Genomic DNA, 20,409 nt, shown 5'->3' with positions numbered 1-20,409 from the left:
CCCTTTTGCACAAGGGCTTTGAGTGCATGCCCCAAGGATACCTCTCGGCTCCTCGGGAATCGCGGTTCTTTAGTGGGGTAGACGCTCGATGATCAGCGCGATCCCCTGGCCAACACCGATGCACATGGTGCACAGGGCGTAGCGGCCATTGCGTTCCTCAAGCTCATGCAGGGCGGTGGTCACCAGGCGCGCGCCGCTCATGCCCAGCGGATGGCCGAGGGCAATGGCGCCGCCGTTGGGGTTGACCCGCGGATCGGTGTCACTCAGACCCAGTTCACGCAACACCGCCAGGCCCTGCGCGGCAAAGGCTTCGTTGAGCTCAATCACGTCCATGTCGGCCAGGCTCAGGTTGGCCAGTTCCAGCACCTTGCGGGTCGCCGGGACCGGGCCGATGCCCATGATTCGCGGTTCCACGCCAGCCGTTGCCATCGCCACCACTCGACCACGTGCGGTGAGGCCGTGACGCTTGGCGACTTCCGGGCTGGCCAGCAGCAATGCGCAAGCACCGTCGTTGACCCCGGAAGCGTTGCCGGCAGTGACGCTGCCGCCTTCGCGGAACGGCGTGCCGAGTTTGGCCAGCTGCTCAAGGGTGGTGTCGCCGCGCGGGTGTTCGTCGTGCTCGACCACTTTGGCCGGGCCTTTGCGCTGCGGGATTTCGACCGCGACGATTTCTTTCGCCAGACGCCCATTGGCTTGCGCGGCAGCGGCGCGTTGCTGGCTGCGCAGGGCGAAGGCGTCCTGGTCGGCGCGGGAGATGTTGAACTGTACGGCGACGTTCTCGGCGGTTTCCGGCATGGAGTCGATGCCGAAGGCTTTTTTCATCAGCGGATTGACGAAGCGCCAGCCGATGGTGGTATCAAAGATTTCGGCGGCACGGGAAAACGCCTGCTCAGCCTTGCCCATCACCAGCGGTGCGCGGGACATCGATTCGACGCCGCCTACCAGCATCAGCCCGGCTTCGCCGCTGCGAATCGCCCGTGCCGCCGTGCCGACCGCATCCAGTCCGGAGCCGCACAGGCGATTGAGGGTGGTGCCGGGCACGCTGACCGGCAACCCGGCCAGCAGCGCCGACATGCGCGCGACGTTGCGGTTGTCTTCGCCGGCCTGGTTGGCGCAGCCGTAGATCACATCGTCGACGCTGCTCCAGTCAACTTGCGGGTGACGGCGCAGCAGTTCACGCAGGGGCACCGCGCCGAGGTCGTCGGCGCGCACGCTGCTCAAGACTCCGGCGTAGCGACCGATCGGGGTGCGGACCGCGTCGATGATCAGGGCGTCATTCATTGGGATTCTCCTGCGCCAGCACCGAGCCGCGCACTTTGTAGGATTTGCCATGGAACAGGGCGATCAACTGGCCCTGCTGGTTTTCAATGCGGACGTCGTAGTTGCCGGTGCGACCGGAACGACTTTGCTCGATGCAATCGGCGTTCAGGGTGTCGCCCAGCCGAGCCGGCGCGATGTAGTCGATGCTGCAACCGATGGCCACCGTGGCTTCGTTGTAGCTGTTGCAGGCAAAGGCGAACGCCGAGTCGGCGAGGGCGAACAGATAACCGCCGTGGCACGTGCCGTGGCCCTGGACCATGTCGGCACGCACGGTCATGCCGACGCGGGCGCAACCGGGGGCGGCGGAGAGCAAACGGATGCCCATCGCCTGACTGGCGGCGTCGCGCTCCAGCAGCGTTTGCGCGCAGTTGACGGCCAGGTTCATCGCTTCGTGGTTAGTCATGGAATGTCCTCCCTTCGGCAACCCGGCGGCGCAACAGCAGCGACGGCCGGTAGCGTTCTTCGCCATAACCGGCTTGCAGGTTTTCCAGCACCTTCAAGATGTGCGCGAGGCCGACGGCATCGGCCCAGGCCAGCGGGCCTTGCGGGTAATTGACTCCGGCGCGCATCGCCAGGTCGATGTCGGCGGCCGAGGCCACGCCTTGCAGCAGGGCGTCCGCCGCTTCGTTGGCGAGCATGGCCACCGTGCGCAGGACGGCGAGGGCCGGGCTGTCGCTGAGCAGGCTGACCTTGAGCCCGGCCTGTTGCAGCAGGGCGATGCCTTGCTTGAGCGCGAGCGGATCAATGCCCGCCGCGTAGCTGATGGCGATGCGCTGGGCCTTGGCGTAATCGAGGGTCAGATCCAGCAGGATCAGGTTGCGCAGCCCGTCTTCTTTGGCCCGCTGACAGGCCATGCGACCGTCGCTCAAGGCCAGTACCGCGTCACCGACGCGCAGCAGGCCGCGACCATCGCGCTGGATGACCTCGACGCCTTGCTCGCTCAATCGCGGGAGCAAACTTCGGGCGATGCCCAAATCACCTTCGGCGATGCAAACCTCTACGTTCGCATCGCTGCTGATCTCTAGCGGTTGCGGGCGTTCTGAACCTTGGGCGTAGCTGTAGAAACCCTGGCCGCTTTTGCGCCCCAGTCGCCCGCCGTCCACCAGTTCCTTCTGGATCAGCGAAGGCTGGAAGCGGGTGTCCGCGTAATAGGCGTCGAACACTGAACAGGTCACGGCGTAGTTGACGTCATGGCCGATCAGGTCGGTCAGTTCGAACGCGCCCATGGCAAACCCGCCGGCGTCGCGCATCAGTGCATCCAGCGTCGGGCAATCGGCGGCGCCTTCCTGCAACAGGCGCAGGCTCTCGGCATAAAACGGACGCGCCACACGGTTGACGATGAAGCCCGGTGTGGAGCGGGTGTGCACTGGTTTTTTGCCCCAGGCTTTGGCGGTGTCGTACAGGCACTCGGCGAGTGCCGGGTCGCTGGCCAGACCGGAGACGATTTCCACCAGCGCCATGACTGGCGCCGGGTTGAAGAAGTGCAAGCCGAGCAGGCGATTCGGATGATCAAGCTGCGCGGCAATGCTGGTGATCGATAGTGACGAGGTATTGCTGGCCAGGATGCAGCGCTCGCCGCAAATGCCTTCGAGCTGACGGAACAGGGCGCGCTTGACCTCAAGGTTCTCGACGATGGCTTCGATGATCAGCTCGCAATCGGCCAGCGCTTCGATGGCTTCTGCGGCTTGCAGGCGAGCGATGGTGGCGTTGCGCGACTCGGCGGCCAGCTTGCCGTTCTCGACCCGTTTGCCCAGTTGCCGGTCGATGCCTTCGATGGCTTGGGCGGCGGCGCCGGGGCGATTGTCCAGCAGCAACACTGGATGACCGGCCTGGGCGGCGACCTGCGCAATGCCGGCACCCATGGCGCCGGCGCCGATCACGGCGACGCGTGCGTTGGTATTGAGTGCGGTCATGGCTCAGCGTCCCTTGAAGCTTGGGGTGCGTTTTTCCATGAAGGCGCTGACGCCTTCGCGGTAGTCCTCGCTGCGCCCGGCCAGGCGTTGCAGGTCGCGCTCCAGCTCCAGCTGTTCGTCGAAACTGTTGCTCATGCTGGCGTTGAGGCTGCGCTTGATCAGCGCCAGACCGTAGGTCGGTTGCGTGGCCAGATGTCGGGCCAGTTTCAGGGCCTCGTCGCGCAAATCAGCGTCGTCCACGCACTGGTAAATCAGTCCCCATTGTTCGGCCTGTTCGGCGCTCAAGCGATTGCCGAGCAAGGCCAGAGCCTTGGCACGGGCCATGCCGATCAGGCGCGGCAGGGTCCAGGTGCCGCCGGAATCAGGGATCAGCCCGATCTTGCAGAACGCCTGGATGAAACTGGCCGAACGCGCCGCCAGCACCAGGTCGCAGGCCAGCGGAATGTTCGCGCCGGCACCCGCGGCCACGCCGTTGACCGCGCAGATCACTGGCATCGGCAGGTCGCGCAACTGGCGGATCATCGGGTTGTAGAACTTTTCGATGGACTCGCCCAGATCCGGTACGGCGCTGCCCGGTGCGACATTGCGGTCGCTCAGATCCTGCCCGGCGCAGAAGCCGCGACCTTCACCGGTCAGCAAAAGCACGCGCACGTCAGGGTTCTGCCTCACTTGCTTGAGCGCTTCTTTCACTTCGCCATGCATCTGCGCATTGAAGCTGTTGAGCTGGTCCGGACGGTTGAGGCTGAGCAGGGCGACGCCAGCCTCGATGGAAAACAGGATGTGTTCGAAGTTCATGGTCTTGGCGCTCTCTTGGCGATCTCGAATTCGGTGATTACTGGCCGGTGAAGGTCGGCAGGCGTTTTTCCTGGAAGGCTGCAATGCCCTCGTCGCGGTCGCGGGTGCCGGCCAGCACGGTGAAGGCGTGGCGCTCGAAACGCAGGCCGCTGGCCAGGTCCGTGTCCATGGCCTTGAGTAGCGCTTCCTTGGCCAGGCGCACCGCCAGTGGAGCTTTGCCGGCAATGTTGCGGGCGATCTGCAGGGCGCGGTCGACAGTGAATTCCGGTTGCGTCACTTCGCTGACCAGTCCGGCACGCATGGCCTGGCGCGCGTCAATCGGCTCGCCGGTCAGGACCATTTGCATGGCCATGGATTTACCGACCGCGCGTAGCAAGCGTTGGGTGCCGCCGGCGCCGGGCATGATCCCGAGGTTGATTTCCGGCTGGCCGAAACGAGCGTCTTCGCCGGCAATGATGATGTCGGCGTGCATCGCCAGTTCGCAGCCACCACCGAGAGCGAAGCCGTTGACGGCAGCGATCAGCGGTTTGCTGAAGCGGGTGATGGCTTGCCACGAAGCCTGGCGCGGGTCGTCGAGGATGCCGACCAGATCGCGTTCGGCCATTTCCTTGATATCGGCGCCGGCGGCGAAGGCTTTGCGGCTGCCGGTGATGACTACGGCGCGAGTCTCGGGATCGGCTTGTGCGGCGCTCAGTTCTTCCGCCAGTTCGCCCAGCAATTGGGTGTTCAGGGCATTCAAGGCTTGCGGGCGCTGCAGGGTAATCAGGCGGACGCCGGGCTCGATCATCTCGACGGCAAGGGTTAGAGGCATGGCGGATGCCCTCACGGTGCGCGCTCGGCGGTGATGCCGGCTTGTTATTGGATCGGCCGCTGGGGCCGGTTTTGTCGGAGTATACCTGTAACGTGATACGCAAAAGCAACACCGAAATTGATTTAATGTGTCCTTTTGTCGTTTGTTTGGTTTTAGCTTATCGAGTGAAAGAGGACGGTTGTGTCGCTTTAATGCCCGGTTTATATGGATTTTGGCGAGGTTTTCATGGGTCAATAAGGACGCCAGAGAAAGCCCTTTTCAAGTGATACGGTTTTTTTGTCTTTGTGATGGTAAAAGCGATGTGATACAAAACGAGTCAATATCGGCATCGCTTTGTGAAGGAACCCGCCATGACCTGCTACAGCCTCAATGGCCTGACCCCGGTGGTTGATCCCAGTGCTTACGTCCACCCGTCAGCCGTATTGATCGGTGATGTGATCATCGGCCCGCAATGCTATGTCGGGCCGCTGGCCAGCCTGCGTGGCGATTTCGGGCGGATCGTGCTGGAGGAGGGCGCCAATGTGCAGGACACCTGCGTGATGCACGGTTTCCCCGACAGCGACACGGTGGTCGAGCGCAACGGCCACATCGGCCACGGCGCGGTGCTGCACGGTTGCCGGATCGGCGCCGATGCGTTGGTGGGGATGAATGCGGTGGTGATGGATAACGCGCGCATCGGCCCGCGTTCATTCGTCTCGGCGGCGGCGTTCGTCAAGGCCGGCTTCGAATGCCCGGAGCAGTCGCTGATCATGGGCGCCCCGGCCAGCGTCAAGCGCAGCCTCAGCGATCAGGAAGTGGCGTGGAAACAGGCGGGGACGCGCGAGTATCAGCAACTGGCCCAGCGGTGTCTGGAACAGATGCAGGTCTGCGAACCGTTGAGCGAGCCGGAAGCGGATCGCCCGCGAATCAGCGACAGCGGCCATCGCCCCAAAGGCACCTGACCCCTACAGGGATTGGTGAATAATTCGGTATATTCCTTTTCTTTTTTTGCTCGGTACGCCCATGTCGTCCCTGACACCCTTGAACCATCTCATCACCCGCTTCCAGGAACAGACGCCGATCCGCGCCAGCTCGCTGATCATCACGTTGTACGGTGATGCCATCGAACCCCATGGCGGGACTGTGTGGCTGGGCAGCCTGATTCAATTGCTCGAACCGATCGGCATCAACGAGCGGCTGATCCGCACTTCGATCTTTCGCCTCACCAAGGAAGGCTGGCTGACCGCCGAGAAAGTCGGTCGTCGTAGCTACTACAGCCTGACCGGAACCGGTCGCCGGCGTTTCGACAAGGCGTTCAAGCGGGTCTACAGCACCAGCATGCCGGCTTGGGATGGTTCCTGGTGCCTGGTGATGCTGTCGCAATTGACCCAGGACAAGCGCAAACAAGTGCGCGAAGAACTGGAGTGGCAAGGTTTTGGTGCGATTTCGCCGGCGGTGCTCGCGTGCCCGCGGAGCGACCGTACCGATGTCAACGCGACCCTGATCGACCTCGGCGCCCAGGAAGAAACCATCGTCTTCGAAACCACCGCCCAGGACGTGCTGGCCTCCAAGGCCCTGCGCCTGCAGGTGCGCGAGAGCTGGAACATCGAGGAACTGGCGACTCACTACAGCGAGTTCATCCAATTGTTCCGACCGCTCTGGCAGGCGCTTCGCGAGCAGGAAAACCTGCAACCGGCCGACTGCTTCCTGGCACGGATTCTGCTGATTCATGAGTACCGCAAACTGCTGCTGCGCGACCCGCAACTGCCGGACGAATTGCTGCCCGGCGATTGGGAAGGGCGTGCGGCCCGGCAGTTGTGCCGCAACATTTACCGTTTGATCTACGCCAAAGCCGAAGAGTGGCTGAACAGTGCACTGGAAACCGCCGACGGCCCGTTGCCGGACGTGGGCGAGAGTTTTTATCGACGCTTTGGCGGGTTGAAATAACCCGCTGTCGTTCAGGGAGAGTCGCTGTTCAGGAGAACCTGTGTTTTGACGTAGACAATAAAAATAAGCCTGCGTGAGGCCTGCCATGATTTCTACAACCGCACAGCGCCAGGATGGGTTCGATCAGTGGATCCATCAGATCAACCAGATCTGTGGCGCCTTTAACGCGCAACCCCTGGGCAGCGAATTTTCCGGCCAGATCCGCGAGTACCGCAGTGATGCCCTGAAACTGAGTTTTGTCGATGCCTGTCAGGCACGGCTGTACCGCACGCCGCAGGAAGTGGCGGCGGGCGAGGGCGGTAAATACTTTGCGGTGTTCCAGCTCGAAGGTACGGCGGGTATGGCTCAGGGCGATGACAAGGTGCTGCTGTCCGCCGGCGACATCACGCTGATCGACGCGGCGCGGCCCAGTGATTTCACCTACAGCGAAAATTCCCGGCAGTTGTCGCTGATCCTGCCGTATCAACTGGTGGAGCAGACTCTGCGCTTCAATCAGGTCAAGTGCGGCCATCGGATCGTCGCGACTTCGCCTATTGCGATGCTGTCGCACCGGTTGATCCTCGATGCGACGCGCCAGCAGAACCTCAGCCGTCAGGAAAGCGAAGCGACGCTGGAAGCGATTGTCAGCCTGCTGCGTCCGGCGATCAGTCAAGTCGACGACTGCACCGATCTGCACGAACGCACCTTCCGCAAGACGTTGAGTTTTATCGATCAGCACATTCGCTCGGAAGAGCTTTGCCCGGAATGGCTGGCGCGGGAAGTGGGCATGTCCACTCGCGGGTTGTACCGGATGTTTGCCAAGAAAGGCCTGGTGGTGGCACGTTACATCAAGAACCGGCGCCTGGATCTTTGCGCCGAATCGCTGCGCCAATCGGGCAAGGAACAGAAGCTGTCGGTGCTGGGGTATTCGTGGGGTTTTTCCGATTCGAGCTACTTTTCCACCGCATTCAAATCACGCTTCGGCATTGCGCCGGGGGAGTATCGCAAGCAGCATGCTTGATCGTTCATTGAACACCAAATAACCCCGTAGGAGCCGGCTTGCCGGCGATAGCGATGTGTCAGCTGGCAAAGCTGCTGCCTGACACACCGTGATCGCCAGCAAGCCGGCTCCTACAGGAGTTGAGGCTGATCCGGGTTTTCAACGCGCCCGCACCCCGTAGGAGCCGGCTTGCTGGCGATGGCAGTGGGTCAGCTGGCAATGCTGTTGCCTGACACACCGTGATCGCCAGCAAGCCGGCTCCTACAGGAGTTGAGACTGACACGGGTTTTCAACGCGCCCGCACCCCGTAGGAGCCGGCTTGCTTGGCGATGGCAGTGGGTCAGCTGGCAATGCTGTTGCCTGACACACCGTGATCGCCAGCAAGCCGACTCCTACAGGTTGGGTGTTACTTCGGGGAGTTGAGGTTCAGCGTCGGCGTTTCATCGAAGAAGTTCCAAGGCTTGAGCAGCACATGCACCCACTCGGTCGGCATGATCGGCCACTCTTCAGCACGGGCGATGTGGGTGGTGCCGGTGGTCAGCCACACCACATCGTCGGTGTTCTCGATCGACTGGTTATCCTGGGTGAATTGCCCCAGGCCCGAGTCCTTGTCCGAGCGGTTCGGATACTTGCCTTCCGGGTACTTCTCTTCCGGGTTGTACTGCGTCACCCACAGTTGCTTGTCCATGAAATTCAGGCGGTGATAGAGCCATTCGTCCTTGCCGAAGTTGGCGCCTTTGGCCACCGGATGCGTGCCGCCGGCATACGGAATCAGTTGATAGGAAACCGGGTTGCCGACTTTGTTTTCCTTGCTGAAGTTGGTCAGCAGGCGCACGGTCGACGGGTCGAATTTCTGCGCACCTTGCTGCTCGGTGCTGACCACTTTGGTTTCAGTCTGCATGGTGCTGGTTCGCGGCCCGCCACGGTCGTTCGGCAGTACCACTGGGTTCACTTCCACCAGCGAGTTTTGCTCGCCGTCCACGTCCATATCGAGGCGAAAGTTGTAGATGTGCTGGTGCGTGGTGCCGACGATGTTGTGGTCGAGCAGGGTGCCGTAGCGCGTGTCTTCCTTGGCGGTTTCTTCGTGCATGGTCCTGGACTTCACGCCCTTGACCGCTTCGATACCGGTGGCGCCCGCGTCGATGCCGATGGTGCCGTTTTGCTGGAAGACCCAGTCGAAGATGTAATCGTAGTTGCCGACGGTGCTGATCCAGCGCACCACCAATTCACGACGTTCCGCGCTGAGGTTGGGCTGGCCCATTTCCTGGTGTTTGTACTCCGGGCCGGCATAGCGCTCGAACACGGCGATGGCGCGCGGGATCGCGGTCGGTGCGCCGGTGTAGTCGGCGATGGTCGCATCCAGCAGCACGGCGTTTTCCGGGGCGTCTTTGCCTCGGGCGATTGGCGAGGTCAGGGTGCCCATGCCGTAGTCGCCGGAGTCGAGATACGCCTTGAAGTACCAGCCGACATCCGGGTCGCCGTAAGGCACGATCATGCCGCCCAGCGAGCCCTCGTACATGATTTTGCGTTTCTTGCCCTTGTCATCGTAAGTGACGGTGGACAGGATCGGGCCAACCCGCGAATCGAGGCGAACGTGGAAGTCCCAGTTCTGCCAGTGAATGCTGTTGCCGGTGATGGTGTAGTTCTTGCCTTCGGGTTCGATGATTTCCAGTGGCTTGACCTGCACACCCTTGCGCCCGCGACCGTCATACGGCGTCGGTTTCATCGGCACCGGGATGAGCGCTTCGTCCTCGATCTTGATCAGTTTCTTCTGTTCCAGATCGACGATGGCCACCAGGCCCTCGATCGGGTGCGCCCAATAGTTGCCGTCATCGGTGTTGAGGTAGCTGACGATCTTCAGCAGACGCTTGTCCTGCGCCAGACCATCCTTGCCGTCGAAGTAACCCACCGTCAGCGGCGTCGCCACGACTTTTTTCACGTCATTGATGCCGCGCTTGGCCAGGGCTTGCGCGTATTCCGGGCTGCTCTCCACGGCCGCTTGCACCGTGGCGAAGTCGTCCAGCAAGACCATGCCGTGGGCGCCTTCAACCGGTTTCCACGATGTGAGTTGTTTGCTGTCGAGATCGACCAGCGCTTCGATCACATGCTTGCCGTCCAGCACTACGATGTTGGCTTGGCGCGGCTGCGTGACGTTTTGCCCGGTGTAGACGAAGTTCCAGACCTGGTCTTTCGGCGGCGTCTTGATCGAGATTTCGGTGAAGCGGAAACCGGGTTGGTAGTGCTCGGACTTCTTGACGATGTCCACCGCCGCATTGATTTCATCCGCGCTCAATGGGTTGAGCGGGTTAGGGCGGGTTTCCACGACGAAAGTGGTGTCCAGGCCGGACTGGAAGACCTGGTTGATGAAGTCCTTGGACATGAACGCGGTTTTGCCCTTGAACACCACGGGCACCGTCAGCTCCATGCGTTTGCCGTTGAGCATGGCCACTTTGCTGTTCGGCTTGACCTTGAGGTAGACCCCGTCCTTGGCAATGGTGAACAGGTTGGAATAGTCGTCCCATTTGACCGACGCACCAAATTCCTCGAGGCCCGCTTGCAACGGCACCATTTCGGCGTGACCGCCGTGAGCCTGCGCAGTGCCCGCCCAATAAGGCAGGCCGAGCGTGCCCAAAGTGATAGCCAGCGCGAGCCGGGCCAGCGGTTTTCTGTTTCGCAACGCAAGGGAGGTGAACATTCTGGGTTCCTTCGGAAAAACCGATGACAGGCATGCCCGCACTTTGCTACAGCCTGTGAATGGCTGCTTTGGGAATCCTGCCAGATTAGTTTGGATCTGTGCCTTTTTTAGCTCTGATGAAGCGCGTTCTGATCGATGCTCTGTTGTTGTCGTACAACATGGAGCTAACAGAAACCAACTTCCAATCAGACAATGGTCGGAGATGGAAGCTGCTGCAACAGAACCAAGCGCTTGTTTCACAACGTTATTCGATTATATGTAGCGTTTTCAGGCTAGTCAGGCCGTTCAGATCTAAGGGTTTTTTGTGTTGACAGTAAACCAGCGTCTGGCTATAAATCTCGCAAGTCATACGACGACATATGACATACGCGTGTATTTTAAAAATAAAAATGAGTGTCGACATCAGCATGAATCCAATCGCCCCCCTCTCGTTCAGAAATCCCCGTGTTCACCCACCCACACAATTGCGCCCGTTACCGGTGACAGCCCAGCAGTGATTCGCGTGAGAAATGCAGGCTGACCAACAGTCTCGTTTCGCAGTGAGTTGTCCGATGAGCTGTCCGAAAATGCCCAATTGATCTCGATTTACACCGAGAGATCATCACCAAAAATCTACAATAAAGTGATGCCATGAATCTGAACGAGACCTTCACTGCGCAGCGTGTCAGCCAGTCCGTCGGTAAATACCGGTGGACCATTTGTGCGTTGTTGTTCTTTGCAACCACCGTCAACTACCTCGACCGTCAGGTGCTCAGCCTGCTGGCGCCGGACCTGTCGAGGCAATTTGGCTGGAGCAACACCGATTACGCCAACATCGCTGCGGTGTTCCAGTTCACTTACGCGATTTCCATGCTGTTTGCGGGCCGGGTAGTCGACAAGATCGGCACCAAGGCGGCTTTCGTGGTGGCGATTTGTATCTGGTCGACTGGCGCGGTCATGCACGCGTTTGCCGAACCCATGGGCGAGGGCATTGCCTCCATCTGTGCCACGCTGGGCATCGCGGTCATCCCGGTCTCGATCGCCGGCTTCATGCTGTCGCGCGCCGTGCTGGCGATAGGTGAATCAGCCAACTTCCCGACCGCCATCAAGGTTACCGCTGAGTATTTCCCGAAGAAGGAACGCTCCTTCGCTACCGGGATTTTCAACTCTGGCGCCAACGTTGGCGCGATCCTGGCGCCTATTTCGGTGCCGCTGATTGCCAGCCTGTGGGGCTGGCAAGCCGCGTTCATCGTGATCGGCATGCTGGGCTTCATCTGGATGGGCGTATGGCTGGTGCTGTACGACAAACCGGAAAACCAGAAGCGCCTGTCGGCGTCGGAACTGGCACATATCCGCAGTGATTCGCCCGCCAATGCCGCAGTGCAGACTGGCGCTGACAAAAAGGTTTCGTGGTTCAAACTGCTGAAATACCGTCAGACCTGGGCATTCGCTTTCGGCAAGTTCATGACCGATGGTGTGTGGTGGTTCTTTCTGTTCTGGCTTCCAACCTACCTGTCGGAACAGTACGGCTTGAAGGGCGCAGCGATTATCGTGCCATTGGCCGTGCTGTACAGCATGACCATGGTCGGCAGTATCGGCGGCGGCTGGTTCCCGAGCTACTTTATGGCGCGCGGTGACAAACCGTATGACGGCCGCATGAAAGCCATGCTGGTGATCGCCGTGTTCCCGTTGGTCGTGCTGTTGGCGCAGCCGCTTGGTCACATCAGTGTCTGGGTACCGGTGTTGCTGATTGGCATTGGCGCCTCGGCGCATCAGGCCTGGTCGGCCAACATCTTCACCACCGTGTCCGACATGTTCCCGCAAAAGACCGTTGCTTCGGTGGTCGGCATTGGTGGTATGGCGGGCGGCTTGGGCGGCGTGTTGCTGACCAAGATCGGCGGCTGGGTGTTTGACTATTACAAATCGGTCGGCGAAATCCGTACCGGCTACATGATCATGTTCGCCATCTGCGCCGTGGCCTACCTGGTGGCGTGGAGTGTGATGAAGACGCTGGTGCCACGTCACAAGGAAATTACCGATTTGTGAGTGACAGCTTGAACCCGCGTTGAACAAGGCCGCTGAGCAATCAGCGGCCTTTTTTGTGCTTAAACCGATAGCGCGATACCTGTAGGAGCCGGCTTGCTGGTGATGGATGCACCGCGGTTAACCAGACCACACGCATCATCGTTCACGACCATCGCCAGCAAGCCGGCTCCTACGGAATTCGCATTCCAATGTAGGAGGCTGCGATCTTTTGATCTTGCCCTTTAAAGATCAACGTCAAAAGATCGCAGCCTTCGGCAGCTCCTACAGGAACCGAATTAAAGGGCTTCCAGAACCGCAGGGCGGCAAACGATTGCTTCGTTTTAATAAGAAGCATTACTATTCACGCCCCGTTTACACAGCACATCGCAATGACCCCCAAGCTGCCCCGCAGACACGGCTTTTTCGAGCATTACGAAGAGTTGGTTGGCACCTGGACCCGTCGCCTGAGAAATCGTCAGCAGGCCGAGGATCTGGCCCACGATACCTTCGTGCGAGTGCTTGAGTCCGATTCGGCGGCGGTGCAGCAACCACGGGCGTATCTGCACCAGACCGCGCGCAATATCGCGGTGGATGGCTATCGGCGTGAGGATCGGCGGGGCGCCATGGAGTCGGAGGCGATTGATCACAGTGTGTCGTCATCCGGCGACCCGGAGCATCTCATGCATGCGATCCAGTTGGCTGATTCCATCGAACGGGCGCTCACCGAGCTGCCAGTCAACTGCCGCAAAGTGTTTGTCTGGCAGAAAATCGAAGGCCTGACCCAGGCCGAAATCGCCGAACGCCTGGGACTGTCCAAGAACATGGTGGAAAAGTATATGATCCGCACGCTGCGGCATCTGCGCGATCGCCTGGACGGGTTGCAGTCATGATGCACGGTGGCCTCGAAATGACCTGTAGGAGCTGCCGAAGGCTGCGATCTTTTGATCTTGCTCTGCGGCGATCTCATTGCCGTCAAAAGATCGCAGCCTGCTGCAGCTCCTACACAAAGCGAACGTGTGATTTTTCATCCCCAGCCAAACAGGAACTTCCATGATGGATACTCGTGATTGTGCGTGCGGGCAAACAGCGGTTCGCGATGACGCGGCGCGGTGGTTTGTGCGTTTGCAGGAACCCGCGGTCGATGTCGTAGAGTATCGCCAGTTCGAAACCTGGCTGAATGAACACCCCCAGCACCGCGACGAATTCGAATGGCTCCAGGGCCTGTGGAAAGCCACCGACCTGGTGCCAGCGGCGCGTTTGCAGGCCTTGTGCGAAGAAGCGCCGGCGCGCCGTCAACGTCGGCCGATGCTGCGTTACGCGGTGGCCGCCAGTGTGCTGGTGGTGGCGGCGGGATTGGGGCTGTTCAGCGGCTTGAATCACCCGACGCCGTACACCGCCGAATTTTCCACGGCACTGGGCGAGCGTCGGCATGTGGCATTGCCGGATGGCTCGGTGGTCGACCTGGACAGCCGCAGCCGGATTCAGGTGCGGTTTGAGAAGGATCGTCGCGCCATCGAGTTGACCGAAGGCGAGGCGATGTTCAGCGTCGAGCACGACACCAGTCGGCCGTTTGTAGTTGAAGCGGGCAGCGGCAAGGTCACGGTCACCGGCACCCGTTTCGATGTGCGCCGGGGCAGCGCTGACACGCGGGTCGTGGTGGAGCAGGGCACGGTCAAGGTTCAGGGGCGCGAAGGCGCCGACACCGATTTCATCAACCTCACCGCCGGTCTCGGCACCCATGTCGATGCCCAAGGCAAAGTCGCAGCGGCTTACGCGGTTAATCCCGCGGAAATGACCGCCTGGCGTAACGGCAAACTGGTGTTCAACAACGCCAGCCTTGCCGATGTCGCCGAGCAAGTTTCGCGCTACCGCGAGAAGCCACTCAAGGTCGGTAACGCGGCGGTGGGCAATCTGCGCCTGACCAGCGTATTCAAATCCGACAACACCGACGCGCTGCTCAAGGCCTTGCCGAACATCCTTCCGGTGGCCGTGCGCACCCTCGATGACGGCAGTCAGGAAATAATTTCAAAATAAAATTCAGGTTTTTTACGAGTTCGTCGTCTTCCTGTTTAACTGCAACTGGTTTGCATTAACAAGCGCACACTCTTGCGATCCACAGGACTACGTTCGACGTGAAAAAATCCACCGCTAAAAACAACAAATTCCCTTGGTTGCCGTTGGCGCTTGCGCTGGCGGTCAACGTTGCGATGCCGCAGGCATTCGCCGCCGACGCCATCCACATCAAGGCGCAGCCATTGGGTCAGGCTTTGAGCGAGCTTGGCCAGCAAACGTCGCTGCAGGTTTTTTTCAGTCCTGAACTGGTCGCCGGCAAGCAAGCCCCGGCGGTGGAAGGCAATATCTCGCCGGAAGAGGCGCTGCGTCAGTTGCTGCAAGGCAGCGGACTGCGATACCAGATCGATGAAGGCTCGGTGACGCTGATGCCGGCACCGGTTGCGGCGGCCAACGGCCCGCTGGAACTGGGCGTGACCGACATCAAAGTGGTCGGCGACTGGCTCGGCGACGCCGATGCCGCCGTGGTGCAAAACCACCCGGGCGCGCGCACCGTGATCCGACGTGAAGCGATGGTCGAGCAAGGCGCCATGAACGTCGGCGACGTGCTCAAGCGCGTACCCGGTGTGCAAGTCCAGGACGCCAACGGGACGGGCGGCAGCGATATTTCCCTGAACGTCGGTGTGCGTGGCCTGACCTCGCGTCTTTCTCCGCGCTCCACCGTGTTGATCGACGGCGTGCCAGCAGCGTTCGCGCCTTACGGCCAGCCTCAGTTGTCCATGGCGCCGATTTCCTCCGGTAACCTCGACAGCATCGACGTGGTGCGTGGCGCCGGTTCCGTACGCTACGGACCACAGAACGTAGGCGGCGTGATCAACTTCGTGACCCGGGCGATCCCGGAACAAGCCTCGGCGGAAATCGGCTCTACCCTGGAAACGTCCCAGCACGGCGGCTGGAAGCACATCGACACGTTATTTGCCGGCGGCACCGCCGATAACGGCATGGGCGTGGCGCTGTTGTATTCCGGCGTGAACGGCAACGGCTATCGTGAAAGCAACAACGGCAACGACATCGACGACGTGATCCTCAAGACCCACTGGGCGCCCACCGATGTCGACGATTTCAGTCTCAACTTTCACTACTACGACGCCAAGGCCGACATGCCCGGCGGCCTGACCCAGGCGCAGTACGACGCCGACCCGTTCCAGTCCGACCGCGACCACGACAACTTCAGCGGCCGCCGCAAGGACGTGTCGTTCAAATGGGCGCGGCTCATCGGCGAGCGCACCCAGGCTGAAGTGCTGACTTACTATTCCGACAGTTTTCGCGGCAGCAACATCGCCGCCCGCGATCAGAAGACCCTCGGCTCGTTCCCGCGCACCTACTACACCTTCGGTATCGAACTGCGTGTGTCCCATGTGTTCGACCTCGGCCAGACCACCCAGGAAGTCAGTGTCGGTTATCGCTACCTGAAAGAAGGCATGCACGAAGAGGCCAGCCGCCTGGCGCTGGTCAACAACGAGCCGGTGGCGCGTCCCGGTTCGGACGGCCATGTCTATCAGGACCGTACCGGTGGCACTGAAGCCAACTCGGTGTACGTCGACAACAAAATCGATGTCGGCAACTGGACCATTACCCCGGGTATCCGTTTCGAACACATCAGCACCGACTGGCACGACCGCCCTGTGCTCGATACCGCTGGCCGGCCTGTGCCGGAAAAGCACCGCAGCATTGAAAGCAACGAGCCACTGCCGGCCCTGAGCGTCATGTATCACATGTCCGATGCCTGGAAGCTGTTCGCCAACTACGAAACCTCGTTCGGCGCCCTGCAATATTTCCAGCTCGGTCAGGGTGGCGCAGGCGACGAACCCGCCAATGGCCTTGAGCCGGAAAAGGCCAAGACCTACGAGATCGGCACGCGCTACAACGATGATGTGTGGGGCGGCGAAGTGACGCTGTTCTACATCGACTTCGACAAGGAGTTGCAATACATCAGCAACGACGCGGGCTGGACCAACCTCGGCGCGACCACGCACCGTGGCATTGAAACGTCGGTGCACTACAACATGGCGGCGCTCGACCCGCGCCTCGAAGGCCTCACCGCCAATGCCGGCTTCACCTACACCCGCGCCGTTTATGAAGGTGAAATTCCCGGCTTCAAGGGCCGCGACCTGCCGTTCTACTCGCGCCAGGTGGCGACGGCCGGCCTGCGCTATGACATCAACCGCTGGACCTACAACATCGACGCCTTCGCCCAGTCCAAACAGCGTTCGCCGGGTGTCGCCGTGAACGCCGATGGCAGCTTCACCAACAACTACATCACCGAAGGCACCGCCGATGGCCAGTACGGCGACATTCCGGGTTATGTCACTTGGAACGTGCGCAGCGGCTATGACTTCGGTCCGTCGGTGTCGAACCTGAAAGTCGGGGCCGGGGTGAAGAACGTTTTCGACAAGCAGTATTTCACCCGCTCCAGCGACAACAACTCGGGCATGTATGTTGGCGCACCGCGCACGTTCTTTGTGCAGGCCAGTGTCGGTTTTTAATAGTTAAAATCAAAAGATCGCAGCCTTCGGCAGCTCCTACAGGTCCAGTGTCGTTCACAAATACTGAGTACGACGCAATCCTGTAGGAGCTGCCGGAGGCTGCGATCTTTTCGCTTTTAAACCTTCAACACCTTCCCGCCAATCGCCACGGCCACCAGCAACAGCGCCATCAGCCCAAAAGCAAAACTCAAACTGGCGGCATGGGCGACGAAGCCGATCACCGCAGGCCCCGCAAGAATCCCCGCATAACCCAAGGTGGTAATCGCCGGCACAGCGACGCTTTCCGGCATGACGGTCTGTTTACCCACTGCGGTGTACAGCACCGGCACAATGTTCGAACAACCGGCCCCCAACAGCGCGTAACCCACCAGCGCCGCTTCCCAGTTCGGGGCAAAGGTCGCGAGAAACAACCCGGCCGCCGCCGTCAGCCCGCCGAACACAATCACCCGCGTCGCCCCAAGGCGTCGCACGATCGAGTCACCGGTCAACCGCCCGGCGGTCATGGTCAGGGCAAACGCTGCGTACCCCAATCCGGCATAGGCCGTGTCGATCCCGCGCTCCTGCGCCAGGAACACCGCGCTCCAGTCCAGCGCTGCACCTTCGGCGAGAAACACGATGAAGCACATCCCACCGATAAACAGCACGATGCCGTGAGGAACGGCAAATGCCGGCCCCGAACTCTCGCTGCCGTAGGGCAATAGATGCGGCGCAGCCTTGGCCAGCGCAATCAGCAGCAAGACGATCACCACCAGCGTCGCGCCCAGCGGCGAAATCCCCAGGCCGAGCAAGCCACTGACGCCCGCCGCCCCGACAATCCCGCCGAGGCTGAACAAGCCGTGGAAGCCCGACATCATGTTCTTGCCGCTGGCCCGTTCGACGATCACCGCTTGCAGGTTCACCGTTGAATCCACCGTGCCGAGGCCGGCACCGAAGATGAACAACGCCGCGATCAGCGCCGGGATCGAAGACACCGTCGCCAATAGCGGCAGGGCCAGACAGATCAGCAAGGTCCCGCCAGTCGCCACTTTGCGACAGCCAAAACGCGTGGCCAGAAGCCCGGCCATGGGCATCGCCAGAATCGAGCCCACCCCCAGGCACAACAGCAACAATCCGAGGGTGCCTTCATCCAGGCCGGCGCGAGCCTTGGCATACGGCACCAGCGGCGCCCACGCGGCGATGCCGAAGCCGGCAATGAAAAAAGCGATGCGCGTGGACATTTGCTCCAGGCGCCCCGGAACGAAAGAGCTCTGGGTGTTGAGGTTGGTCATATCAATCCTTGGCAAAAAACGTCGCGTCTCCAACGGACAGTGATCCTCCCGCAAGGGTTCGATCAGCGTCCGCAAGGTTTGCGCTGAAACAGGCTGACATCCTTGCACAGCCCGGGCGTGTTTCGCGATATGTTGAGCCCGATCAACGATTCCAGCACGGAGGGCGCCATGGCGCGGATGTACGATGCACGCGGCAATATCTACATAGTGGTGGCGCCCGAGGACTTGCGCCACCAGGGTATCGACTTGCCCGAACAGGCCAGCCACGCTGCGCAAACCCGCGAGGCCTGGGCGTTGGCGGCGATCGAGGCTTGCTGTGGCTGGCCCCCCGGCACTCAACCGCCCGGTAGCAAGGAGCATTGCAGCGATGGGCTGCTGGTCGGCCCCTTTCAGTCATCGCAACCTTTTGATTTGTTGATCGTCAACACCGACGGCACGCTGGCCGAACGCAGCGGCAACGGGCTGACGATTTTTTCCCAGGCGCTCAGCGATCAGGGGCTGTGGCCGAAGGACGAGGCTTGCCGGCTCCGGGTTCATCACGACAAGGCTGATGTGCTTTCGCCTGGGGAAATCTCGGTGAAACCGGCCGTGGTCGAAGAGGTAAAGGGATTTTGGCTGGACCTGGGCAAACCCGGATTCGGCCCGGAGGCGGTCAGCGCTCACGGGGTTGAAAGCGTGACGCTTAACGGGCGCGAGCTGAGCCACGTGCAGCCGCTGTCGTCACTCAATGCTGCCTGGTCACGCAGCCAGTTCGCGCGGGTCGGCAATCCCCATTGCGTGACCCTGGTGCAGAGCGTGGACGCCCTGCCGAGCAATGAGCAGATGCGTGAGCCGGGGTTGTCCGAAGGGCTGACGCGTATTGCCTACGCCATGCCAGCGGGAGCAGGACGGCCATGTCCAGCAGGGATCAACCTGCAATGGGCGATGCATGAGTCCGGGCAGCGAGTGAGCGCGCGGGTGTTCGAACGCGGCGAAGGGCCAACGGCATCGTCGGGCACCAGCGCTACTGCGGTCGCTTGCGCGGCTTGGCGAGTGGGGTGGGTGAATGCCGGCGAAGTGAAAGTGGTGATGCCCGGTGGCACCGCGCCGATTTTGCTGGAGGAAGAGCAGGGGGAGTTGAGCCGGGTGAGTCTGTTTGGTACGGCTCGGTTGATTGGTTGAACTTTAAATCGCCTTCGCGAGCAGGCTCGTTCTTACACAGTTCATCAGGTCTTTGTGGAAGCTGGCCTGAACCGAGAAGGCATCAATTGCCAGTTTTTTGTTTTAGCGAATCGCCCTACATCAACATCATCCTTGCCTGACTTCTTTCCTCGCGGATCCCCCGCAAAGTCCCTCGCGCCTAATTTCCTGTGCGAGGGATTGCTCATGTTCGACCCGGCTTTTTACGCGGCTGCTGATCTTTCGGTGGGCTGATGGATCACATCACCCGCATCGAGCAGGAGCTCGACAGCTTTCCGGACACCCTGACGCTTTATCGCCAACAGCTCAAACGCTGGTTCAGCCAGGCTGCCGACAAGGCCAGCCGCGCCACGGATATGCCTTCGCTGATGGGCATGGAGCGGGTGATCAAACTGGGTTCCACCCGCACCGTCGTCGGCAGCAGTGACGACGACTTTATCTCCACGGTTGCGCAGTGTGCGCAAGGTGGGGTTCTGCAGATCGAGAGCAAGTTCGAGTCGGTGTATGACGTTCCGCTGGGGAACATTCAGGTTGATGTGATTGCGCTGGAGGGTGGCGGGTCGACGCCGGTCACCCTTGATGAAAACGGTAAGGGAGAGTTCAGGGGCGAGGCGGGCAAGTTCTACCGTGTGCGCGTGCAGAGTGAGGTTACGCCGGAGCAGGTTGATGAGCTTTTCAACTCTTACGATGGCCTCACCGCAAAGCTGGATAAGTGGCTGCGCAGTGAGTGGGACGGGTTCAAGCCGCAGTGGTCGCAGTCGACTTCCATCGCGGTGGGCAACGGCATGTTGGCGGGCAGTTGGGCGGCGATCGAAGGGGTGTGGGACGGGATCAATCTGATTTCGGACATTCTGAAGAATCCCGGTGAGTTTGTTGATCGATTGGGCAGCAGTGCGGATCAACTGATCGAGCTGGCGAAAAAATCGCCGGATGTGATGAGCAAGATTCAACTGCTGGCCAGTG

General features: G+C 60.8%; 15 protein-coding genes and 1 pseudogene. 9 read left to right on the top strand and 7 right to left on the bottom strand.

What is annotated here, in order from left to right; genetic code table 11:
• Nucleotides 1–69: 69 nt before the first annotated feature.
• Genes pcaF through paaF form a run of 5 tightly spaced genes read right to left on the bottom strand, consistent with a single transcriptional unit; the run spans nucleotide 70 to nucleotide 4,839 of the window.
• Nucleotides 70–1,281, bottom strand: coding sequence for a 3-oxoadipyl-CoA thiolase (gene pcaF / locus KGB21_RS19135; protein ID WP_223506345.1), 1,212 nt, complete (start codon nucleotides 1,279–1,281; stop codon nucleotides 70–72).
• Entirely contained in the window at nucleotides 1,274–1,723 is a 450-nt protein-coding gene (paaI, locus tag KGB21_RS19130) for a hydroxyphenylacetyl-CoA thioesterase PaaI (RefSeq protein ID WP_223506343.1), read from the bottom strand. Before paaI ends, pcaF begins: the two co-directional genes overlap by 8 nt.
• A complete protein-coding gene (paaH, locus tag KGB21_RS19125) occupies nucleotides 1,716–3,233 on the bottom strand; it encodes a 3-hydroxyacyl-CoA dehydrogenase PaaH (protein ID WP_223506340.1) in 1,518 nt (505 codons plus the stop codon). Before paaH ends, paaI begins: the two co-directional genes overlap by 8 nt.
• Nucleotides 3,234–3,236: 3 nt before the next feature.
• Entirely contained in the window at nucleotides 3,237–4,028 is a 792-nt protein-coding gene (gene paaG / locus KGB21_RS19120) for a 2-(1,2-epoxy-1,2-dihydrophenyl)acetyl-CoA isomerase PaaG (RefSeq protein ID WP_223506338.1), read from the bottom strand.
• 37 nt (nucleotides 4,029–4,065) lie between these two features.
• Nucleotides 4,066–4,839 (bottom strand): 2,3-dehydroadipyl-CoA hydratase PaaF, encoded by a 774-nt coding sequence (gene paaF, locus KGB21_RS19115; RefSeq protein WP_223506336.1) that lies wholly within the window; start codon nucleotides 4,837–4,839, stop codon nucleotides 4,066–4,068.
• Nucleotides 4,840–5,189: 350 nt separating this feature from the next.
• Between paaF and paaY the strand changes: the two genes are divergently transcribed.
• The 3 genes from paaY to feaR all read left to right on the top strand — a co-directional run bounded on the left by paaY (nucleotide 5,190) and on the right by feaR (nucleotide 7,765).
• Nucleotides 5,190–5,780: a phenylacetic acid degradation protein PaaY gene (gene paaY, locus KGB21_RS19110; protein ID WP_223506334.1), complete on the top strand. Its 591-nt coding sequence runs from the start codon at nucleotides 5,190–5,192 to the stop codon at nucleotides 5,778–5,780.
• A 61-nt stretch (nucleotides 5,781–5,841) separates the two neighbouring features.
• The gene (gene paaX / locus KGB21_RS19105) at nucleotides 5,842–6,765 is read left to right on the top strand and encodes a phenylacetic acid degradation operon negative regulatory protein PaaX (protein ID WP_223506332.1); all 924 of its coding nucleotides are present in this window, start codon (nucleotides 5,842–5,844) and stop codon (nucleotides 6,763–6,765) included.
• A gap of 85 nt (nucleotides 6,766–6,850) precedes the next feature.
• Nucleotides 6,851–7,765 (top strand): transcriptional regulator FeaR, encoded by a 915-nt coding sequence (gene feaR / locus KGB21_RS19100; protein WP_223506331.1) that lies wholly within the window; start codon nucleotides 6,851–6,853, stop codon nucleotides 7,763–7,765.
• Between the two features lie 385 nt (nucleotides 7,766–8,150).
• On the opposite strand, the gene tynA is transcribed toward feaR, so the two are convergent.
• Nucleotides 8,151–10,439, bottom strand: coding sequence for a primary-amine oxidase (gene tynA, locus KGB21_RS19095; protein ID WP_034149297.1), 2,289 nt, complete (start codon nucleotides 10,437–10,439; stop codon nucleotides 8,151–8,153).
• A 630-nt stretch (nucleotides 10,440–11,069) separates the two neighbouring features.
• Between tynA and KGB21_RS19090 the strand changes: the two genes are divergently transcribed.
• The 4 genes from KGB21_RS19090 (at nucleotide 11,070) to KGB21_RS19075 (ending at nucleotide 16,999) form a co-directional block, all read left to right on the top strand.
• Nucleotides 11,070–12,464 (top strand): MFS transporter, encoded by a 1,395-nt coding sequence (locus KGB21_RS19090; protein WP_034149298.1) that lies wholly within the window; start codon nucleotides 11,070–11,072, stop codon nucleotides 12,462–12,464.
• A 368-nt stretch (nucleotides 12,465–12,832) separates the two neighbouring features.
• The gene (locus KGB21_RS19085; protein ID WP_223506328.1) at nucleotides 12,833–13,333 is read left to right on the top strand and encodes a sigma-70 family RNA polymerase sigma factor; all 501 of its coding nucleotides are present in this window, start codon (nucleotides 12,833–12,835) and stop codon (nucleotides 13,331–13,333) included.
• A gap of 160 nt (nucleotides 13,334–13,493) precedes the next feature.
• Nucleotides 13,494–14,477: a FecR family protein gene (locus tag KGB21_RS19080; protein ID WP_034149300.1), complete on the top strand. Its 984-nt coding sequence runs from the start codon at nucleotides 13,494–13,496 to the stop codon at nucleotides 14,475–14,477.
• A 98-nt stretch (nucleotides 14,478–14,575) separates the two neighbouring features.
• On the top strand, nucleotides 14,576–16,999 hold the full coding sequence (locus KGB21_RS19075) for a TonB-dependent siderophore receptor (RefSeq protein WP_223506326.1): 2,424 nt from the start codon (nucleotides 14,576–14,578) through the stop codon (nucleotides 16,997–16,999).
• A 116-nt stretch (nucleotides 17,000–17,115) separates the two neighbouring features.
• On the opposite strand, the gene KGB21_RS19070 is transcribed toward KGB21_RS19075, so the two are convergent.
• The gene (locus KGB21_RS19070; protein ID WP_223506324.1) at nucleotides 17,116–18,267 is read right to left on the bottom strand and encodes an MFS transporter; all 1,152 of its coding nucleotides are present in this window, start codon (nucleotides 18,265–18,267) and stop codon (nucleotides 17,116–17,118) included.
• Between the two features lie 168 nt (nucleotides 18,268–18,435).
• Between KGB21_RS19070 and KGB21_RS19065 the strand changes: the two genes are divergently transcribed.
• Together KGB21_RS19065 and KGB21_RS19060 are read left to right on the top strand one after the other, a co-directional pair.
• Complete coding sequence (locus tag KGB21_RS19065) at nucleotides 18,436–19,428, top strand: diaminopimelate epimerase (RefSeq protein ID WP_223506322.1); 993 nt, start codon at nucleotides 18,436–18,438, stop codon at nucleotides 19,426–19,428.
• Nucleotides 19,429–19,679: 251 nt separating this feature from the next.
• Nucleotides 19,680–20,409, top strand: a pseudogene (locus KGB21_RS19060) (type IV secretion protein Rhs); the annotation flags it as partial.

Origin of the sequence: Pseudomonas sp. GL-RE-29 (assembly GCF_019947275.1) — a bacterium.
Lineage (GTDB): Bacteria > Pseudomonadota > Gammaproteobacteria > Pseudomonadales > Pseudomonadaceae > Aquipseudomonas > Aquipseudomonas fluorescens_A.
The sequence above is the reverse complement of the archived record's forward strand: the minus strand, read 5'-3'. Positions and strand labels throughout refer to the sequence as shown.